General features: G+C 64.1%; 19 protein-coding genes. 3 read left to right on the plus strand and 16 right to left on the minus strand.

The annotated features are described in order from the left end of the window. Positions 1 to 572 precede the first annotated feature (572 nt). From AB7M16_RS02645 to AB7M16_RS02655, 3 genes are all read left to right on the plus strand, one after another. Positions 573 to 2,558: a PAS domain-containing sensor histidine kinase gene (locus tag AB7M16_RS02645; protein ID WP_453943055.1), complete on the plus strand. Its 1,986-nt coding sequence runs from the start codon at positions 573 to 575 to the stop codon at positions 2,556 to 2,558. Beyond that, positions 2,555 to 3,226 carry a response regulator transcription factor gene (locus tag AB7M16_RS02650; RefSeq protein WP_172783645.1) on the plus strand — a complete coding sequence of 224 codons (672 nt, stop codon included), beginning with the start codon at positions 2,555 to 2,557 and terminating at the stop codon, positions 3,224 to 3,226. The genes AB7M16_RS02645 and AB7M16_RS02650 overlap by 4 nt, the downstream gene beginning before the upstream one ends. A gap of 97 nt (positions 3,227 to 3,323) precedes the next feature. Further along, the gene (locus AB7M16_RS02655; RefSeq protein WP_212257297.1) at positions 3,324 to 3,710 is read left to right on the plus strand and encodes a response regulator transcription factor; all 387 of its coding nucleotides are present in this window, start codon (positions 3,324 to 3,326) and stop codon (positions 3,708 to 3,710) included. Positions 3,711 to 3,815: 105 nt separating this feature from the next. Here AB7M16_RS02655 and AB7M16_RS02660 read toward each other — a convergent pair whose 3' ends face one another. The 16 genes from AB7M16_RS02660 to eno form a co-directional block, all read right to left on the minus strand. Beyond that, entirely contained in the window at positions 3,816 to 4,787 is a 972-nt protein-coding gene (locus AB7M16_RS02660) for a tripartite tricarboxylate transporter substrate binding protein BugD (RefSeq protein WP_453943056.1), read from the minus strand. 81 nt (positions 4,788 to 4,868) lie between these two features. Then, positions 4,869 to 6,110 (minus strand): threonine synthase, encoded by a 1,242-nt coding sequence (locus AB7M16_RS02665; RefSeq protein WP_453943057.1) that lies wholly within the window; start codon positions 6,108 to 6,110, stop codon positions 4,869 to 4,871. A 144-nt stretch (positions 6,111 to 6,254) separates the two neighbouring features. Further along, on the minus strand, positions 6,255 to 7,676 hold the full coding sequence (gene lpdA / locus AB7M16_RS02670; protein WP_453943058.1) for a dihydrolipoyl dehydrogenase: 1,422 nt from the start codon (positions 7,674 to 7,676) through the stop codon (positions 6,255 to 6,257). A gap of 17 nt (positions 7,677 to 7,693) precedes the next feature. After that, positions 7,694 to 7,927: a hypothetical protein gene (locus tag AB7M16_RS02675; protein ID WP_453943059.1), complete on the minus strand. Its 234-nt coding sequence runs from the start codon at positions 7,925 to 7,927 to the stop codon at positions 7,694 to 7,696. 22 nt (positions 7,928 to 7,949) lie between these two features. Next, positions 7,950 to 9,302 (minus strand): pyruvate dehydrogenase complex dihydrolipoamide acetyltransferase, encoded by a 1,353-nt coding sequence (locus tag AB7M16_RS02680; RefSeq protein ID WP_212257196.1) that lies wholly within the window; start codon positions 9,300 to 9,302, stop codon positions 7,950 to 7,952. Positions 9,303 to 9,364: 62 nt separating this feature from the next. Then, on the minus strand, positions 9,365 to 9,817 hold the full coding sequence (locus tag AB7M16_RS02685) for a nucleoside deaminase (protein WP_172783639.1): 453 nt from the start codon (positions 9,815 to 9,817) through the stop codon (positions 9,365 to 9,367). Positions 9,818 to 9,819: 2 nt separating this feature from the next. Further along, positions 9,820 to 10,122 (minus strand): DUF5076 domain-containing protein, encoded by a 303-nt coding sequence (locus AB7M16_RS02690; RefSeq protein WP_172783638.1) that lies wholly within the window; start codon positions 10,120 to 10,122, stop codon positions 9,820 to 9,822. Continuing rightward, the gene (locus AB7M16_RS02695) at positions 10,119 to 10,442 is read right to left on the minus strand and encodes a hypothetical protein (protein WP_172783637.1); all 324 of its coding nucleotides are present in this window, start codon (positions 10,440 to 10,442) and stop codon (positions 10,119 to 10,121) included. The genes AB7M16_RS02690 and AB7M16_RS02695 overlap by 4 nt, the downstream gene beginning before the upstream one ends. Before the next feature lie 11 nt (positions 10,443 to 10,453). Then, complete coding sequence (locus tag AB7M16_RS02700; protein ID WP_453943060.1) at positions 10,454 to 11,836, minus strand: pyruvate dehydrogenase complex E1 component subunit beta; 1,383 nt, start codon at positions 11,834 to 11,836, stop codon at positions 10,454 to 10,456. Between the two features lie 28 nt (positions 11,837 to 11,864). Continuing rightward, complete coding sequence (gene pdhA, locus AB7M16_RS02705) at positions 11,865 to 12,887, minus strand: pyruvate dehydrogenase (acetyl-transferring) E1 component subunit alpha (protein WP_453943061.1); 1,023 nt, start codon at positions 12,885 to 12,887, stop codon at positions 11,865 to 11,867. 264 nt (positions 12,888 to 13,151) lie between these two features. Continuing rightward, the gene (adh, locus tag AB7M16_RS02710; RefSeq protein WP_453943062.1) at positions 13,152 to 14,669 is read right to left on the minus strand and encodes an aldehyde dehydrogenase; all 1,518 of its coding nucleotides are present in this window, start codon (positions 14,667 to 14,669) and stop codon (positions 13,152 to 13,154) included. Between the two features lie 233 nt (positions 14,670 to 14,902). After that, positions 14,903 to 15,862 carry a helix-turn-helix domain-containing protein gene (locus tag AB7M16_RS02715; protein WP_172783633.1) on the minus strand — a complete coding sequence of 320 codons (960 nt, stop codon included), beginning with the start codon at positions 15,860 to 15,862 and terminating at the stop codon, positions 14,903 to 14,905. A 216-nt stretch (positions 15,863 to 16,078) separates the two neighbouring features. Continuing rightward, the gene (locus AB7M16_RS02720; protein ID WP_025036496.1) at positions 16,079 to 16,396 is read right to left on the minus strand and encodes an FtsB family cell division protein; all 318 of its coding nucleotides are present in this window, start codon (positions 16,394 to 16,396) and stop codon (positions 16,079 to 16,081) included. A 162-nt stretch (positions 16,397 to 16,558) separates the two neighbouring features. Continuing rightward, positions 16,559 to 17,110, minus strand: coding sequence for an NADPH-dependent FMN reductase (locus AB7M16_RS02725; protein WP_172783632.1), 552 nt, complete (start codon positions 17,108 to 17,110; stop codon positions 16,559 to 16,561). A gap of 203 nt (positions 17,111 to 17,313) precedes the next feature. Further along, complete coding sequence (locus tag AB7M16_RS02730) at positions 17,314 to 18,447, minus strand: zinc-binding dehydrogenase (protein ID WP_453943063.1); 1,134 nt, start codon at positions 18,445 to 18,447, stop codon at positions 17,314 to 17,316. A 46-nt stretch (positions 18,448 to 18,493) separates the two neighbouring features. After that, the gene (gene eno, locus AB7M16_RS02735; RefSeq protein WP_453943064.1) at positions 18,494 to 19,777 is read right to left on the minus strand and encodes a phosphopyruvate hydratase; all 1,284 of its coding nucleotides are present in this window, start codon (positions 19,775 to 19,777) and stop codon (positions 18,494 to 18,496) included. Positions 19,778 to 19,881 lie beyond the last annotated feature (104 nt).

Raw genomic sequence — 19,881 nt, forward strand, 5'->3', positions numbered from 1 at the left:
CGTTCGCTTCGCGTGCGGAAACGATCAACGCACTTCTTTGAGCAGAGCGCCGTGCGCCAGGAGTAGTAGCGGATCAGGCCAAACTTGCCGCCGCAAACTGCACATCCGCTGAGCGAGGAGCAACTTTCGGACTCCGATCGGTGACGCTCAGGAAGTACCGACATATCGCACATTGTTGTCTCCCTCTGTTGCTTGCGCTTTTTCTCAGTTGTTCCCTTCGACACTCTCGATGGTCGAGAGGCTAGTCCGCCGGGCACGAAGCGCTCAATTGTACGGAGGTAAAATGGCCGACATGACTAGGAATGGAGGAGCTATACCTAGGTTTGCCCCGTATTCGACCGGGGGGCCCACGCGGCTCGAGTTCAACGAGACGGCGCACGACGCTTCGGCTGCACGGTCACCGTGAAAACTTGGCCGGCACGGTGTCCTTGATGCGCCACAATGGACCCGGCGGCGAGCGGACGGTCCAAAGGCGAATGTCATGACCGCCGATCCGACTTTGGCTGGAATTGCTCCTCTCGCCGCAACGTGCTCTACTCATCTTCACGCAGAGAGTGCCGGGAGCGTCTGCGATGAAGCCTGGCCGGGCAGCGACGTTCGGGAAGTCAGCCGCGCAATTCCTCGTCGGCTGCCTGAGGCAAACTGTTCCCGCCAAGCCGCGCACCGATTCCAATGCCGCCGACTTGCTCGAGGCGGTCAAGCAGTGGCAGCAGGTCTTCGAGCACACGCCGGTCATGTACTTCATGGTCGATCCGGCCGGTACCGTGATCAACGTGAACACGTTCGGCGCCGAGCAGCTGGGCTACACGCCGGCCGAGTTGATCGGCCGATCCGTGCTGGATGTCTTCCTCGCGGAAGATCGCGCCACTGTCCGCGCCTGTGTCGCGTTGTGCCTCAAGACCCTTGATCAGTCACACACCTGGGAAATCCGGAAGGTTCGCAAGGACGGCTCGATGTTATGGGTCCGCGAGAACGCCAAGGCCATGCTGCGGGCCAATGGCGGACCAATCGTGCTTGTCGCCTGCGAGAACATCACCGAGCGCAAGGAGGCAGAGAACGCGCTGCGACAGAGCGAGGCTTACCTCGCCCAGGCGCAGGAATTGAGCCACACCGGTAGTTTCGGCTGGAAGGCCGCAACCCGCGAGATCACCTGGTCCAAGGAGACCTATCGCATCTTCGAATGCGAAGAGGGGACGAAGCCCGCGATCCCATTCATGCTTCAGCGGATCCATCCGGAGGACCGGCTCGCTGTGAAGCAGACGACGGGCCAGGCGGCGCGCGAAGGGAAAGACTATGATCACGAATACCGGCTGGTGATGCCCGACGGTTCCATCAAATACGTTAGAGCGGTGGCACGAGCGACGCGAGATTCCAACGGTCGCGTGGAGTTCGTCGGATCGGTGACCGACATCACGGCGACCAAAGAGGCGGAGCGTAGGCTTCGTGACAGCGAGCAGCGCTTTCGAGATTATGCCGAAACCGCATCTGACTGGTTCTGGGAAACCGGCCCAGACCATCGCGTCACCCAGATATCGGAACACTCCGATACCAACACCGTCCCCGCGGGCCTGATCGGGCTCACACGCTGGGACATTGCTCCTGACGCTGCTCTCGAGCCCGAAAAATGGCGGCAACATCGAGCGGCGCTCGACGCCCACGTCCCGTTCCGCGACTTGGTGTATCGCAGCAGAGACCGCGATGGACGGCCAATCTACGTCCGGACCAGCGGCAAGCCGTTCTTCGACGCCGACGGCGCTTTCCTGGGCTACCGTGGCGTTTGCTCCGACGTGACCGCGGCCATCCGGGCCAATCAAGCCGAAGACGCGCTGCGCAAGGCCCAGGCCGAACTCGCCCATGTGACACGTGTCACGACACTGGGTGAGCTGACCGCTTCGATTGCCCACGAAATCAATCAGCCGCTCGCCGCAGTGATTGCTAACGCCGACGCCTGCCTCGCCTGGCTGCAGCGCAGTCCGCCGGATATCAAAGCGGCCCGCCGCTCCGTGGAATGGATCATCGAGGACGGCAGGCGTGCCGGCGACGTGATCCGTCACGTTCGGGCGCTCGCCAAGGGGTCTGACATCGAGATGGTTCCGCTCGATGCCAATGCGGTCGTGCGGGAGGCCGTCGCACTCGTTCAGCGCGAAATGGCCAGCCACGCCGTGTCCGTCCGCATGGAGCTGTCGTCGGCGCTGCCGAGGATCTTTGGCGATCGCATTCAATTGCAGCAGGTCCTGATCAACCTCATCATGAACGGGATCGAGGCAATGGGAGACGTCCACGATCGCCCGCGCGAGCTGGCGATCCGTTCAGAGGCGAGCGGCGATGGCGCGATGCAAATGAGCGTTTCCGACCGCGGAGTCGGCATCAGCGAACAGGCGATGGACCGCCTGTTCACGCCGTTCTTTACCACGAAGTCCTCCGGCATGGGCATGGGTCTGTCGATCTGTCGATCGATCATCGAGGCCCATGGCGGACGACTTTACGCCGTGTCAAATCAGGAGCGCGGCGCGACTTTTCAGATTACCTTGCCCCTCCATCGAGAGGAAGCATCGTGACCGAGCGCGCGGACTCTTCGCCGCCACAGAAGGACGGCGATCAGCCCATTGTCCTCATCGTCGACGACGACGCGTCCATGCGCCGTGCGCTCACCAATCTGTTCGAGTCGGTCGGTCTCAAGGTCGAAGCATTCGGCTCGGCGCCGCAGCTCCTCCAGGCCAAGCCGCCAGACGTCCCAAGCTGCCTGGTGCTCGACATCCGCCTGCCCGGAACGAGCGGCCTCGAGCTGCAGACCGATCTTGCCAAGGCAAATATCCACACGCCTATCATCTTCATTACCGGTCACGGCGATATTCCCATGACGGTTCGGGCCATGAAGAGCGGGGCGATCGACTTCTTGACCAAGCCGGTCCGCGATCAGGACATTCTCGACGCAGTCCAGGCCGCGATCGAGCGAGACCGCAAGCGCCGCGACCTCAACAGGACGGTCTCGACCGTCAGATCACGCTTCGAGTCACTGTCCTCGCGGGAGCGAGACGTATTGTCACTGGTGACGTCTGGCCTGATGAACAAGCAGGTGGCCGCCCAGCTCGGATTGGCCGAAATCACCGTCAAAATCTACCGCGGCCAGATCATGCGGAAAATGGGCGCGAAGTCGCTGGCCGACCTGGTGAGAATGAGCGAGGCGCTCGGGATTGGCCCGAACAAGTCCGATGCACAAACCTAAGTATGAGTTTCCAATCGTGACCGGCAGGTCCACCTTACGCCTTTATGTTGTAGCCGTGGGCGACGGCAAGCGTAATTCCCGGCGAGGAGCGGACGTCTTGTCAGTGGCTTCGGTCATCTCGGTGCTTGACGACGACCCCTACGTTCGGGCCGCGATCAACAATCTCTTGGAATCGCGCGGATACAACGTCCACACATTCGCCTCGGCGGAAGAGTTCTTGAGCTCGACCGATTCGAGCGACACCTCGTGCGTGATCGCCGACGTGCAGATGCCGCTGATGAGCGGAATCGATCTGTTGACGCAGATGCGGGCGCAGGGTTCGGCCACGCCGTTCATATTCATCACAGCTTTCCCGGATGACGGCGTGCGTGTGCGGGCACTCAATGCGGGCGCAATCTGTTTTCTCGGTAAGCCGTTCGCTGCCTCGGATCTGATGCAATGCCTGGATCGTGCGCTGGCACCCGATCACCAAACCACGTCGTGAGCGCCCGCGGCCCACAAACGCGGCAGTGACCGAGATGGCCGCGCTGGCGGCCTACTCAGAAAATTCGCGGAACCTCGCCACACCGCGAGGCCTGCGCCGACCGCCTCAATCCACCTTGATGTTCGCCGCCTTGATGATCGGCCACCATTTCGCGATCTCGGCCTTTTGCCGCGTGGCGAGCGCTTCGGGCGCGAGCTGATCCTTGGGCGTCATCTCCAGGCCCTGGCTTTCGAGCTGCTTCCTCACCGCAGGATCGTTCAGTGCTTCCACGGCCGCGGCATTGAGCTTTGCGACGATCTCCTTCGGCGTGCCCTTCGGCACCCACATGCCCGACCACAGCGTCATGTTGAAGCCTTTGAGGCCCGCCTCCTCCGCGGTCGGGATCTCGGGCGCCGAGGCGAGGCGCTTGTCGTCGGTGACGGCGTAGGCGCGGATGGTGCCGGCGCGAACCTGGCTGATGGAGTTGGAGGTCTGGTCGACGATGATGTCGATCTGGCCGGCGATCAGGTCGTTCAATGCGGGCGCCGTGCCGCGATACGGCACGTATTGCAGCTTGATGCCGGAGACGCTCTCGAAATAGACGCCGGCGATGTGGCTGCCGGAGCCTGCGCCGGCGGTGCCGGCGGTCGGCGGCGACGGCCGCGACTTCAGCCAGTCCAATAGCTCCTTCAGCGAGGTCGCGGGCGCCGCGTTCTTGCTGACCACGATCATCGGATTGCTCGGCAGCAGCACCACCGGCTCGAGGTCGGCGACGAGGTCGTATTTGAGCTTGTAGACGGCGCCGTTGGCGACGTGGGTGCCGAGATGGCCGAACGAGATGGTGTAGCCGTCGGGCGGCGATTGCACGGCACGGCCGACCCCGATCGAGCCGCCTGCTCCGGTCACGTTCTCGACCACCAGGGGCTGGCCGAGCGAAACGCGCATCCGCTCGGCAAGCACGCGCGCCATCGCATCCGACGGCCCGCCGGCCGCGAACGGCACGATGATGGTGATGGGACGGGAGGGATAATCGTCGGCGCGCGCGACGCCTGCGACAGCGAGAACAGCAATCAGCGCAGCCCAGACGGCCTTCGTCATTGTCTTCTCCCCAGCGATGTCGATATTGTTCTTGCTCTTCCCGCGTACGGGAAGAGGGATCATTCGTGGCGTATTGCCGCGCTAGAACTGGGAATAGTCGATCGGCTTGTGACGATCGAGCGTGCGGGTGACCGGCGGCAGCGGGTATTTCAGGCCGGTCGCGCAGTTGAACAGCATGACGCGGTCGGTCTTGCTGACGCGGCCGTCGGCGAGGCTCTCCTTGTAGGCGGCGTAGGTTGCGGCGCCCTCGGGACAGAGCAGCAGCCCCTCCTCGCGCGCGACCTCGTTCAGCGCCGCAGAGATATTGTCGTCGTCGACCGCAATGGCAAAGCCCTTGCTCTCGCGCACCGCGCGCAGAATGAGAAAATCGCCGATCGCCTGCGGCACGCGGATGCCCGAGGCGATGGTGTGGGCGTCCTCCCAGCGCGTCGCGTGCTCGGTGCCGGCCTCATAGGCCCGCACCATCGGCGCGCAGCCCGAGGCCTGCACCGCAACCATGCGCGGGCGCTTTGATCCGATGAAGCCGATCTTCTCCAGCTCGTCGAAGGCCTTCCACATGCCGATCAGGCCGGTGCCGCCGCCGGTCGGATAGAAGATCACGTCGGGCACGTCCCAGCCAAGCTGCTCGGCGAGCTCCAGGCCCATCGTCTTCTTGCCTTCGATGCGGTACGGCTCCTTCAAGGTCGAGGTGTCGAACCAGCCGACCTTGGCCTTGCCCTCGCCGACGATCTTGCCGCAATCGTCGATATAGCCGTTGACGCGGTAGACGGTCGCGCCCTGGAGCTCGATCTCGCTGACGTTCACTTCAGGCGTATCCGCCGGGCAGAAGATCGTGGTCTTGATGCCGCAGGAGGTCGCATAGGCCGCCAGCGCCGCGCCGGCATTGCCGTTGGTCGGCATCGCCATGTGCTTGATGCCGAGCGCCTTGCCCATCGACACCGCCATCACGAGACCGCGCGCCTTGAACGAGCCGGTCGGCAGCCGTCCCTCGTCCTTGACGATGATCTCGCCGCCGCCAAGCTTCTTGCCGAGCTTGGGCAGCCGGATCAGAGGCGTCGTGACTTCACCGAGCGAGACGATGTCCTTGCATTTGCGAACCGGCAGCAGCTCGCGATAGCGCCACATGTCGCCCGGGCGTTGGGCGAGAGCGTCCTTGGTCAGTGCCTTCTTCACGCCCGCGAGATCGTAGCGCACCAGAAGCGGCTTGCCGGCCTTGGAGAGGTTGTGGACCTGGTCGGCGGCGTAATGGTCGCCTTCCATGGCACATTCGAGATGGGTGACGAAGGTCGGGCGCTCGATGGTGAGGTTGTCATTGTCGTGCATGGGATGATTTCCTTCTTGTTCTGCAAACGGCTCTCTCTGCTCGTCATTGCGAGCGAAGCGAAGCAATCCAGAGTCTTTCCGCAGAGGCGGTCTGGATTGCTTCGCTGCGCTCGCAATGACGGCGGTGGGCGGCGATGCCAGCCATCAAATATTCAACACCCGTCCATACGCATCCAGCACGGCTTCCTTCATCATCTCCGACAATGTCGGATGCGGGAACACCGTGTGCATCAACTCTTCTTCCGTGGTCTCCAGGTTCATGGCGACGACGTAGCCCTGGATCAGCTCGGTGACCTCGGCGCCGACCATGTGGGCCCCTAACAGCTGGCCGGTCTTCTTGTCGAAGATCACCTTGACCAGGCCCTGATCCTCCCCGAGCGCGATCGCCTTGCCGTTGCCGACGAAGGGGAAGCGGCCGACGCGGATCTCGCGGCCGTTCTCCTTGGCCTTGACTTCGGTCAAACCGACGGAGGCCACCTGCGGATGGCAATAGGTGCAGCCCGGGATCATGTTCTTGTCCATGGGATGCGGGTGCAGACCCTTGATCGCCTCGACGCAGATCACGCCCTCATGTTCGGCCTTGTGCGCGAGCATCGGAGGACCGGAGACGTCGCCGATGGCATAGATGCCGGGAACGTTGGTCTTGCCGTAGCCGTCGACCACGATGATGCCGCGATCGGTTTTGACACCGACTTTTTCCAGGCCGAGATTCTCGATATTGCCGACGACGCCGACCGCCGAGATTACGCGCTCGAACTCGGTCGTGACGGGCTTGCCCTTGCCGTCGTCGATGGTGGCGACGACGCTGTCGGCCTTCTTCTCCAGCTTTGTCACCTTGGTGGAGGACATGATCTTGATGCCCTGCTTCTCCAGCCGCTTGCGGGCGAAGCCTGCGATCTCGGCGTCCTCGACAGGCAGGATCTGCGGCAGCACTTCCACCACGGTCACGTCGGAGCCCATGGTGTGGAAGAACGAGGCGAACTCGATGCCGATTGCGCCGGAGCCGACCACCAGCAGCGACTTCGGCATCCGCTCCGGCACCATTGCTTCAAAGTAGGTCCAGATCAGCTTCTTGTCGGGCTCGAGGCCGGGCAGCACGCGCGGCCGTGCGCCGGTCGCGACGATGATGTGCTTGGCCTGATAGGTCCCCTCGCCCAGCGCGCCCTTCGGGCCCTCGACGTCGGATTTCTTCACGGTGACCTTGCCGGGCGCATCGATCGAGGCGGCGCCCCAGATCACGCTCACCTTGTTCTTCTTCATCAGGAAGCCGACGCCGTCGTTCAGCCGCTTGGAGACGCCGCGCGAGCGCTGCACCACGGCCTTCGGATCGAACGAGACCTTCTCCGCCGACAGGCCGTAGTCTTTGGCGTGCTGCATGTAGTGATAGATCTCGGCCGAGCGTAAGAGCGCCTTGGTCGGGATGCAGCCCCAGTTCAGGCAGATGCCGCCGAGATAGGACTTTTCGACGATCGCGGTCTTGAGGCCGAGCTGCGCGGCGCGGATTGCGGTGACATAGCCGCCGGGGCCGGAGCCGATGATGATGACGTCGAAGGATGTATCGGCCATAGCGGCTCCCGTTCAACTCAAGAAGCGCCGCGAGCGCGGCGCTTGACCAGAAAAGACCTCACCAGCCATTCGAGCACCACCACGAGGACTATGATGGCCAGCGCGGTGAGCACGATGGGCTGGGCGATGTTCCGCGCCAGCTGCTCGCCGGCAAAGAACGCAGAATGAAGAAAATCGAGCCCGATCGGGTTGAGCGCGACGATGGCTCCGAGTAGCAGCGATATCCATGGCCAGCGGGTCCGGACATGCAAGGTTGCCCCCTCTGCCGCCGCGTCAGACCATCATCATCACAGGGTTTTCGATCAGCTGCTTGAACGCGCCGATCAGCTCGGCGCCGAGGGCGCCGTCGATGGCACGGTGATCGCAGGACAGGGTCACGCTCATCATGTGCGCGATCTCGATCTTGCCGCCGCGCACCACGGGACGCTCCTCGCTGGTGCCGACCGCGAGAATCGTCGCATGCGGCGGGTTGATCACGGCGGTGAAGTGGCTGATGCCATACATTCCGAGGTTGGAGACGGCGGTGGTGCCGCCCTGATACTCCTCGGGCTTCAATTTGCGGGAACGTGCGCGCGCCGCAAAGTCCTTCATCTCGTTGGAGATAGTCGAGAGCGTCTTGGTCTCGGCCTTGCGGATGATCGGCGTGATCAGGCCGCCGGGCATCGCAACGGCAACGCCGACGTCGGAATGATGGTGCTTGACCATGCCGCTTTCGGTCCAGCTCACGTTGCAGTTCGGGATCTTCTGCAGCGCCACCGCCATCGCCTTGATGACGAAGTCGTTGACCGAGATCTTGTAGAGCGGCTTCTTCTCCTTGTCCTTGGGTGCAGCCGCATTGATCTCCTCGCGCGCGGCGAGCAGCTTGCCGATGTCGCAGTCGATGGTGAGATAGAAATGCGGGACGTTCTGGATCGACGCAGTCAGGCGCTGCGCGATGGTGCGGCGCATGCCGTCATGCGGGACAATGTCGTACGAGCCCGGCTCGAACAGCGACAGGATCTGCTTGTCCGACATGGTCGGCGCGATCGCCGGCGCGCCTGACGGCGCCGCGGCGGGTGCCTTGAGGCCCTTGCCGGATTTGGCCTGCTCGACGTCGCGCGCGACCACGCGGCCGTGCGGGCCGGTGCCGGTGACCATGCCGACATCGATGCCGGCTTCCTTGGCGAGGCGCCGCGCCAGCGGCGATGAGAACACGCGACCGCCATGGCCATTGGCCTGGGCGGCCGGAGCTGCGGGCTGCGGCGCGGGTGCTGCGGGCGGCGGCGCGGCCTTGGGCGCAGCAGGCGCTGGCGCGGCAGCCGGTGCGGCCGCTGGGGCTTCGGCGGCCTTCGGCGGCGCGGCCGAAGCGCTGGGCTTGGCGCTCCCTGCGGCTTTCACGTCCTCGCCCTCACCGGCGAGCACGGCGATCACGTCGTTGACCGGAACGTCCTGCGTGCCCTCGGGCACCAGGATCTTGGCGATCGTGCCCTCGTCGATCGCCTCGACCTCCATGGTCGCCTTGTCGGTCTCGATCTCGGCAATGACGTCGCCGGATTTGACCTTGTCGCCTTCCTTCTTCAGCCACTTGGCGAGGTTGCCCTTCTCCATCGTCGGCGAGAGAGCGGGCATCAGGATGTTGATGGGCATGCTGACCTCAAGAAGAACTTTGCAAAACGTCGTCTCCGACAGCGGCGACGAACAGACCAGGTTTAGTTGCCGATGTCGCCCTGCCACAGGCGCTCATTGGCAGGGATGGAACGCCAATTCTTCATCATGGTGATGGAGCGATCGTCGGCAAGGTCGATCCAGGGGATGCCGAACTTGTCGAGGATATCCTTGGAGCCGGGGAACGTGATGGACTCTCCGATCACCACCATCTTGACCTTGAACAGCGCGAGCGCGCCGGCGCACATCGAGCAGGGCGACAGCGTCGTGTACATGACGGTATCGTGGAACGAGATCGCGCCGGCCTCGCGCAGGCAGCTCATCTCGCCGTGCAGGATCGGATTGTTCTCCTGCACGCGATTGTTGTGGCCGCGGGCGATGATCTTGTTGTCGCGCGTCAGCACCGCGCCGATCGGCAGGCCGCCCTGCGCGATCGAGGCTTCGGCCTCGCGGATCGCTTCCAGCATGAAATCGTAATGATAGGATTCGATCGCCATGGTCAGTGCCCCTTGCCGCGCGGCGTCGTGGTGCCGGTGTCGGTGGGACGCTCGATCTCGGCCTGGAACATGTCGAGGATCCGGTTCAGCGCGTCCTCCTCGGTGTATTCGCTCTCGCGCGCATAGGCGCGCGCGGCGTGGCGGGCGAGATCGACCAGCAGGAGGCCCCACATGTCCGGCTCCTCGAAGGCGCGCTGAAACGCCATCGACAGCCCGCCATCCAGCACGAAGACGCGCAGGATCTCGACCGCGTCGTCGCGGGTCATGACGTCGGGCGGCAGTGGCTGCTCCTTGGGGCCGCTCATTGCGACGAACTCGATGCGTCCTGGAGGACAAGAACCTTCCCGTCAAACTCTACTCCAATCGCTCGCTTCAGCATGGACCGGAGCGCAAGGAAACCAACGGCGAAAAACAAACCAGCCAAAACGACCGGCTGGAAGATCATCGCGTTGACGACGGTCGTGGCAGTGGCCGCAAATTCCGGATAGCCCAGCATGCGCGACAGGATCGCCACCAAAAGCATCACCGGAAACTCAACGACCATGACCACGAGCGGAATAGCCGCCGTAAAAGCCAGAGCTGCCAATATCCAGCGCCAGTAGATATGCCAGGTTAGCTTATACATGGTTGCCTATTCTACCTGTAGCAGACGGCTTTGGCGGCCTCGACCACCTCCGCCGCCGAGGGCAGCGCGAGCTTCTCCAGGTTCGCGGCATAGGGCATCGGCACGTCCTTGCCGGACACGCGCGTCACCGGCGCGTCGAGATAGTCGAAGGCGTTCTCCATGATGCGCGCGGCGATCTCGGCGCCGACGCCGCTCTGGGCCCAGCCCTCTTCCACCGTCACGGCGCGGCCCGTCTTCTTGACCGAGTTGACGATGGTCTCGGTGTCCATCGGCCGCAACGTGCGCAGATCGATCACCTCGGCCTCGATGCCGTCCTTGGCAAGCTCGTCGGCGGCCTTCAGCGCATAGGTCATGCCGTTCGACCACGAGATGATGGTGACGTGGCTGCCGGCGCGGACGATGCGCGCCTTGCCGATCGGGATGATGAAATCATCGAGCTTCGGCACTTCGCCGGTGTGGCCGTACAGCACCTCGTTCTCGAGGAAGATCACCGGATTGGGATCGCGGATCGCAGCCTTGAGCAGGCCCTTGGCATCGGCCGCCGAATACGGGGCGACGACCTTGAGGCCCGGAACGTGCGAGTACCAGGCCGAGTAGTCCTGGCTGTGCTGGGCGGCGACGCGCGCAGCCGCACCGTTCGGTCCGCGGAACACGATCGAGCAGCCCATCTGGCCGCCGGACATGTAGAGCGTCTTGGCCGCGGAGTTGATGATCTGGTCGATCGCCTGCATGGCGAAGTTGAAGGTCATGAACTCGACGATCGGCTTGAGGCCGGTCATCGCCGCACCGACGCCGACGCCGGCAAAGCCATGCTCGGTGATCGGCGTGTCGATCACGCGCTTGGCGCCGAACTCCTGGAGCAGGCCCTGGGTCACCTTGTAGGCGCCCTGATATTCGGCCACCTCTTCGCCCATCACGAACACGTCCGCATCGCGGCGCATCTCTTCGGCCATGGCGTCGCGCAGCGCTTCGCGGATGGTCTGCGTCACCATCTCGGTGCCGGCAGGCACCTCGGGATCGGGCTCGGCAACGGCCTGCGGAGCTGGCGCGGCCTTCGGCGCGGGCGCTTCGGCCTTTGCGGCGGCAGGCGGCGCGGACTCTGCAGCCTTCGCGGCCGGCGCAGGTGCTTTCGCCAGATCAGCCGCGCTCTCACCATCGGCGAGAATGGTCGCGATCGGGGTGTTTACCGCGACATCAGCGGTGCCTTCGGGGATCAGGATCTTGCCGAGCGTGCCCTCGTCGGTCGCCTCGACCTCCATGGTCGCCTTGTCGGTCTCGATCTCGGCGATCACGTCGCCGGACTTGATCATCTCGCCCTCTTTCTTCAGCCATTTGGCGAGGTTGCCCTTCTCCATCGTGGGCGACAACGCGGGCATCAGCACTTGAATTGGCATGTCTTCTCCAAAGAAAGCTTGCGCGCGTTCAGCGGTACACGTCGGTCCAGAGCTCGGCGGCATCCGGCTCGGGATCATGCTGGGCGAAATCGGCGGACGCGTTGACGATGTCGCGCACCTCGGCGTCGATCGCCTTCAGATCGGCCTCGCTGACCTTGGCGGCGAGCAGGCGATTGCGCACCTGCTCGATCGGGTCTTGGTCGTGGCGAACCTTCTCGACCTCCTCGCGCGTGCGATATTTTGCAGGATCGGACATCGAATGGCCGCGATAGCGGTAGGTCTGCATCTCCAGGATGAAGGGACCCTTGCCGGCGCGGCACCAGGCCGCCGCCTCCTCGCCCGCCGCCTTCACGGCGCGAACGTCCATGCCGTCGACCTGCTTGCCGGGAATGTTGAAGGACGCGCCGCGCTTGGAAAAATCCTGCTGCGCCGAGGCGCGTGAGACCGAGGTGCCCATGGCGTAGCGGTTGTTCTCGATGACAAAGATCACCGGCAGCTTCCAGAGCTCGGCCATGTTGAAGCTCTCATAGACCTGGCCCTGGTTGGCCGCGCCGTCGCCGAAGTAGGTGACGCTGACATTGCCGTTACCGCGATAGTGATTGGCGAAGGCGAGACCAGTGCCGAGCGAGACCTGGGCGCCGACGATGCCGTGGCCGCCGTAGAAGTGCTTCTCCTTGCTGAACATGTGCATGGAGCCGCCCTTGCCCTTGGAATAGCCGCCGCGGCGCCCCGTCAGCTCAGCCATCACGCCATTGGCATCCATGCCGGTCGCGAGCATGTGACCGTGGTCGCGATAACCGGTGATGACCTGATCGCCCTCTTTCAGGGCCATCTGCATGCCGACCACCACGGCCTCCTGGCCGATATAGAGGTGGCAGAAGCCGCCGATCGCGCCCATGCCGTAGAGCTGGCCGGCCTTTTCCTCGAACCGCCGGATCAGGAGCATGTCGCGGAGCGCCTTGAGCTCCTGCTCCCTGCTAAATTCCGGGGGCGAACCGCCGTCGGTCTTGTCCTGTGGAGCGCTTGCGGCGGCTTTCTTGGGTGCGGCCATGGGAATTCCGGGTCAGAGAAAACTTTCGCCCTCTCTAACCCAAGTCAAACGCCCTTGGAAAGCACCGCGGCGGCATGGCACGACTTTCATTATGCCGCACTGCAGCGTGATCGAAATATTGGAAAATCTTTGGCGCTGATCAGGCAACAAATCTATGCACGCCATGGCGTGCGCAGATTCGTGACCGGATCAAGAACGGTGCGTGCGCCAATCCCAACATTCGGAGCGGGCAGCGCCGAAGCGGCGCCGCCCTTTCCGACCCGATCAGAAGAAGCCGAGCTTCTTCGGGCTGTAGCTGACCAGGAGGTTCTTGGTCTGCTGGTAGTGATCGAGCATCATCTTGTGGGTCTCGCGCCCAACGCCCGACTGCTTGTAGCCGCCGAACGCCGCATGGGCGGGATAGGCGTGGTAGCAGTTGGTCCAGACCCGGCCGGCCTGGATCTCCCGGCCGAAGCGGTAGCAGCGATTGGCGTCGCGGCTCCAGACACCGGCACCCAAGCCGTAGAGCGTGTCGTTGGCGATCGCGAGCGCCTCTTCGTCGGTCTTGAAGGTCGTGACCGAGACGACGGGGCCGAAAATCTCCTCCTGGAAGATTCGCATCTTGTTGTGGCCCTCGAACACGGTCGGCTGGACGTAGAAGCCGCCGGAGAGATCGCCGCCGAGATCGGCGCGTCCGCCGCCGGCCAGCACCTTGGCGCCCTCCTGCTTGCCGATGTCGATATAGGAGAGGATCTTGCTGAGCTGCTCGCTGGAGGCCTGCGCGCCGATCATGGTGGCGGCATCACGCGGGTCGCCCTGCTTGATCGCGGCGACGCGCTTGAGCGCCCGCTCCATGAAGCGGTCGTAGATGTCGGCGTGGACCAGCGCCCGGCTCGGACAGGTGCAGACCTCGCCCTGGTTCAGCGCGAACATGACAAAGCCCTCGATCGCCTTGTCGAAGAAATCGTCGTCCTCGGCGGTGACGTCCTTGAAGAAGATGTTCGGCGACTTGCCGCCGAGTTCCAGCGTCACCGGGATGAGATTCTGGCTGGCATATTGCATGATGAGCCGGCCCGTCGTGGTCTCGCCGGTGAAGGCGATCTTGGCGATGCGCGGGCTCGACGCCAGCGGCTTGCCGGCCTCGAGGCCAAAGCCGTTGACGATGTTGAGCACGCCCGGCGGCAGCAGGTCGGCGATGATCTCGGCCCAGACCATGATCGAGGCCGGGGTCTGCTCGGCGGGCTTGAGCACCACGCAATTGCCGGCGGTCAGCGCCGGCGCGAGCTTCCAGCAGGCCATCAGAAGCGGGAAGTTCCAGGGAATGATCTGGCCGACCACGCCGAGCGGCTCGTGGAAATGGTAGGCGATGGTGTCGTGGTCGATCTCGCCGATCGAGCCTTCCTGGGCACGCACCACGCCGGCGAAATAGCGGAAATGGTCGATCGCGAGCGGCAGGTCGGCGGCGCGCGTCTCGCGGATCGGCTTGCCGTTGTCCCAGGTCTCGGCAATCGCGAGGCGCTCGAGGTTCTCTTCCATGCGGTCGGCGATCCGGTTCAGGATCGCGGCGCGCTCGGCGACGCTTGTGCGGCCCCAGGCGGCCTTGGCGGCATGCGCCGCATCGAGTGCCGCCTCGACGTCCTGCGCGTCGGACCGCGCGATCTTGCAGACGACCTGGCCGGTCAGGGGCGAGGCATTATCGAAATATTTCCCGGAGATCGGCGCGATGAACTTGCCGCCGATGAAATTGTCGTAGCGTTCGGCAAAGGGAACTTTGGTGACGCTGAGGAATTCCACCTTGTTCATGGATCACTCCCGATGTTGCTGTTTGCGCTTGTCGTCGCCTGTTCGCGACTTGCGCAGACGATGATGCGGGAGGCGTTTTCTGTCAGCCCGGGCGGACGCGATCGCGGAGCGGACCTGTCGCAGTTCTGCGACAGTTGTACTCGCCCGTCAGAAGCAAGGAGCAATTGGCGCACCAGCGGCTTCCACCGTCATTGCGAGCTGCGCTCGCAATGACGATTGAGGAATAGCGCGGCCTAGTGGTTCAGCTCGAACCGCTTGAGCTTCCGGTGCAGCGTGGCGCGGCTGACGCCGAGGGCCTTGGCGGCGGCGGAAACGTTGCCGCCGGCGCGCAGCAGCGCGCGTTGCAGCACCGCACGCTGGCCTCCGGCAAGATGATCGTGCGCGGCATCACCGCCGAGAAGATCGGCCGCGGGCATCGGCCGCAACGCACCGCCGGTCGCGATGCCGAGCGCCAGCCGGGCGGAGCGCGTTGCGCCGATCACCAGATCGTCCGCATCGACCGCAACGAGGCCGCCGCAGCTTCCGTCCGCCGCCTGCGTCAGCACGATGCGGGCATGGGCGAAGACCTTGCGAAACAGGTCGGCTTCGATCCGCTTGGCCGCCTCGCCCGCCGCGAGCGCGATCAGGCTGGCGAAGGCGTCGGTGCGGTCGGCGCGGCAGGAGGAGACGTCGAGCACGCCCGCGAGCGCCGCCTCGTGGTCGTAGATCGGAACGGCGGTGCAGCTCAGAAGCGTGTTGCGGGCAAAGAAGTGCTGGTCGCGATCGATGGTCAGCGGACGCTGCTCGACGAGGCAGGTGCCGATGCCGTTGGTGCCCTCATGCTCCTCGCTCCAGAGCGCGCCCGTCCACAGGCCCCAGGACTGAAACGTCGCATCGTCCGCCGCCGTGCCGCGGCGATCGACCGGCACGCCCTCGCGATCGGCGAGCAGCACACAGCAGCCCGCAGCGCCGACGGCCTGATATAGCCGGTCCATCGCGCCCTGCGCGGCCGCCAGAAGCGGCGCGATGCGCTCTCGCGCCTGCTGCAGCTCGGCTTCGGTCAGCCGCATCGGCGCGGCGCGACCGCTTGGATCAAGGTGATGCAATCGGGAGGAACGGCGCCACGAGGCCACGAGCGCGGAGCGAGCCGCCTGGCCTGACGCGATGGCGGCCTCGACACGGGCCGCGTGATGCCGGGGCATTGTCCCATTCATCACAGTTTCCTCCGGATAGCAGTGTAGGACGTGCCGGTGCTGTCCGGTTGATCTGCGTCAACTTCAGCGAGCGCCACCAAAGGCATGAGCCCGCCGCGGCGCCGCCGTCAAGGCAACCGCGCGGTTCCGGAGTTACGACCTTCGCAGGAGGCAAAAGGATAGAGTGGTCGGATTTCAGCAGCGACTTCCGCTGCGACTTTCAGAAGCTGCTGATGGCTAGTTCGCCGGGATCATCCGAACGAGATCGCGCGGATGGACATAGTCGAGCTGGAAGCGCGCCCGCTCGTCCAGCATGTCCGGGTCGATCTTCTCCGACCGCAGCAGCGACACCCGTTGCTCGCTCCTGGCCCGCTCGCGCTTGAGCTGAGCCAGCTCGCTCGTCAACGCGATGATCTCCTGATCCAGTTCCTGGCGAGCGTTGAGACCGTATTTGCCGGTATAGGCGTTGACGCCGAAATAGCCGACGATCGCCGCCGCCATCGCATAGAGGGCAAGGCCGGTCAGGATCGACTTCAGGCGCGCGCGTGAGACCATCTTCGGAAGATGGGACAGGTTGGTTAAGGGAGTGCTAATTGCCCCTCTCAATACGCCAATCGTCATGCCCGGGCTTGTCCCGCGCATCCACGTTCTTCAGTGAGGTCGGCAAAGACGTGGATGGCCGGGACAAGGCCCGGCCATGACGGAGAGAGCGAGAACTCAGCCCTGATTCTTCGCCACATGCGCGGCGAAGGCCTCGATGTATTGCTGCAGCACCGTCTTGAGGGAGTCCTTGGTCAGGTTGCCCTCCGCATCGAAGGCATCGCCGACGCCATTGAGATAGATTTCCGGCTGCTGAAGGATCGGACCGGAAATGCCAGGCAGGATGGTCTGCAGATGCTTGGCCGCACTGACGCCGCCGAGCGGACCCGGCGAGTTGGAGATGATGCCGACCGGCTTGCCGAGGAACGAACTCTTGCCATAGGGCCGCGAGGCGACGTCGATGGCGTTCTTCAGGACGCCGGGAATCGAGCGGTTGTATTCGGGCGTGACGAACAGGACGCCGTTCGAACTCTTGAGCTTCTCGCGGAAGGCGAGCCAGTCCGCGGGCGGCGCGCCCTCGAGGTCCTGGTTGAAGAACGAGATGCCCGCCGGCGTGATCACCTCGAGCTTGAGCGAGGCAGGCGCGAGCTTGGCGAGCGCATTGGCGATCTTGAGCGAGAAGCCGTCCTTGCGCAGGCTGCCAGCGATCGTGACGATGTTGTAGGCCATTGGGTGTCCTTGAAGGCTTGAGCGGGAATGCCGGGACGGCACTTAAGCCATCCGGTCCGATAGATGCAAGTGCATGAACTGGTCGGAATTGGAAACGCTGCGTTTCCGAAAATGGGTCCGCTTGCGCTCCACCCGGGCCACGATCAAAAGCAATCAGGCCGCCAAGCGGCGGCCTGATGTGTCTCGACAACCGACCGAACCGATCACTTGTTCGGGTTGATGAGGAATTTTTCGCCGGTGGCCCGCTTGGCATAGACCCCGATATTGGCGGGATCGAGCGCCTCGGCGAGCGACACCACCTTGGTGTAATGGCTGGCGAAGGTGGTCTTGAGCTCGGATGCCACGCGCTGGCGCAGGCGGCCGATCTCGGCCGGGCCGATGTTCTGAAGGAATGGCGTGAGCAGCCAGCCGCCGACGCCCCAGCTCAGGCCGAACGAGCGGTTCAGCTCCGTCGGCCGCGTGTCGAGGCTGCCATAGATGTAGACCTGCTTGTACACGTTGGAGCCGTAGCGGCTGTAATCCTTCGCGGTCTTGTTGGCCGCGATCTCCATCGCGGTCAGGATCTGGCTCGCCAGCTTGCCGCCGCCGATGGCGTCGAAGGCGATGGTGGCGCCGGTCTCGACCAGCGCGTTGGTGAGATCGTCCATGAAGCTCGGCACGCTGGAATCCACGACGTATTTGGCGCCGATCTTGTGCAGGATGTCGGCCTGCTCCTTGTTCCTGACGATGTTGACGAGACCGATGCCGTCCTTGATGCAGATCTTGTTGAGCATCTGGCCGAGATTGGATGCGGCCGCCGTGTGCACGAGCGCCTTGTGGCCCTCCCGCCGCATCGTCTCGGTCATGCCGAGTGCGGTCAGCGGATTGACGAACCAGGAGGCGCCGTCCGCCGCCGTGGTGCCCGGCGGCAGCTCCATGACGTCGCGGACCTTCAGCACGCGGTACTGCGTGTACATCGCGCCGCCGATCATCGACACCGTCTTGCCCATCAGGGCCTTCGCTGCGTCCGACGATCCAGTCCGGATCACCGTGCCGGCGCCCTCATTGCCGACCGGCAGCGACTGATCGAATCTCGCCGCCATCATCCGCATCGCCGCCTCCGGCATCGTCGCGGTGATGACCGGCATCTCCTTGGTGCCGGAGGCCTTGGCGGCCGACATGTCGGCCGCCCCGATCAGCAGCCCGAGGTCTGACGGGTTGATCGGGGTCGCCTCGACGCGAACCACGACCTCATCGTCGGCCGGCTCCGGCGTCGGGACCGTCACGAGAGACAATTCCAGCTCGCCGCTTTTCTTGAGCAGCGAACGCAATTCCAGTCCGGTCTTGCCGTCACTCATGTCGATCCTCCCCTGTCCTTCTCTTCGCGCGGATCGAGACGCCGGCTTATGCCAGCGCCTTCAGTGCCGCCTTGCCGCCATAGAGCGCCTGCTTGCCGAGCTGCTGCTCGATGCGCAGGAGCTGATTGTATTTGGCGGTGCGATCGGACCGCGCAAGGGAGCCGGTCTTGATCTGACCGCAATTGGTGGCGACCGCGAGGTCGGCGATGGTGGAATCCTCGGTCTCGCCGGAGCGGTGCGACATCACCGAAGTGTAGCCGGCCTTGTGCGCCATCTCGACGGCGGCGAGCGTCTCGGTCAGCGTGCCGATCTGGTTGACCTTGATCAGGATCGAATTGGCGCGGCCGGTCTTGATGCCTTCGGCGAGGCGCTTGACGTTGGTGACGAAGAGGTCGTCGCCGACCAGCTGGCACTTCTTGCCGATCAGGTCGGTGAGCTCCTTCCAGCCGTCCATGTCGTCTTCCGACATGCCATCCTCGATCGTCACGATCGGATAGCGCGAGACGAGGTCTGCAAGATATTTCACCTGCTCGGAGATCGAGCGGGTCTTGCCCTCGCCTTCGTAGACGTATTTGCCGTCCTTGAAGAACTCGGTCGAGGCGCAGTCGAGGCCGATCATGATGTCGGTGCCCGCCTTGAAGCCGGCCTTGCCGATTGCGTTCATGACGAAGTCGAGCGCGGCGTCGGCCGACGGCAGGTTCGGGGCGAAGCCGCCCTCGTCGCCGACATTGGTGTTGTGGCCGGCCTTCTTCAATTCGGACTTCAGCGTGTGGAAGACTTCCGCGCCGTAGCGCAAACCTTCGGCGAACGAGGATGCGCCGACCGGCAGGATCATGAATTCCTGGAAGTCGATCGGGTTGTCGGCGTGCACGCCGCCATTGATGATGTTCATCATCGGCACCGGCAGCAGGCGCGCCGAGGTGCCGCCGACATAGCGGTAGAGCGGCATGTCGAGCGAGTTCGCGGCCGCCTTGGCGCATGCCAGCGAGACGCCGAGAATGGCGTTGGCCCCGAGCCGGCTTTTGTTCGGCGTGCCGTCGAGGTCGATCATGATCTGGTCGATCTGGGCCTGCTGCTCGACGTCGAGGCCGCTGAGGGCCTCGAAGATCTCGCCGTTGACGGCGCCGACCGCCTTGGTCACGCCCTTGCCGAGATAGCGGGCCTTGTCGCCGTCGCGCAGTTCCACGGCCTCATGGGCGCCGGTGGAGGCGCCGGACGGAACCGCGGCGCGGCCGAGCGCGCCGTCCTCCAGCACGACATCGACCTCGACGGTGGGATTGCCCCGGCTATCGAGAATTTCGCGGCCGATGATGTCGATGATGGCGGTCATGATGTCCACTTCCGTTCGTTAGGGCTGATCGGTGCCGCGGGTCTTACACGGGCCGCAAGCAAATGTGAACGCTTGGACGCACTGCTCTGACTGACGCGTGAGGT

It is taken from the genome of Bradyrhizobium sp. USDA 372, assembly GCF_053629095.1.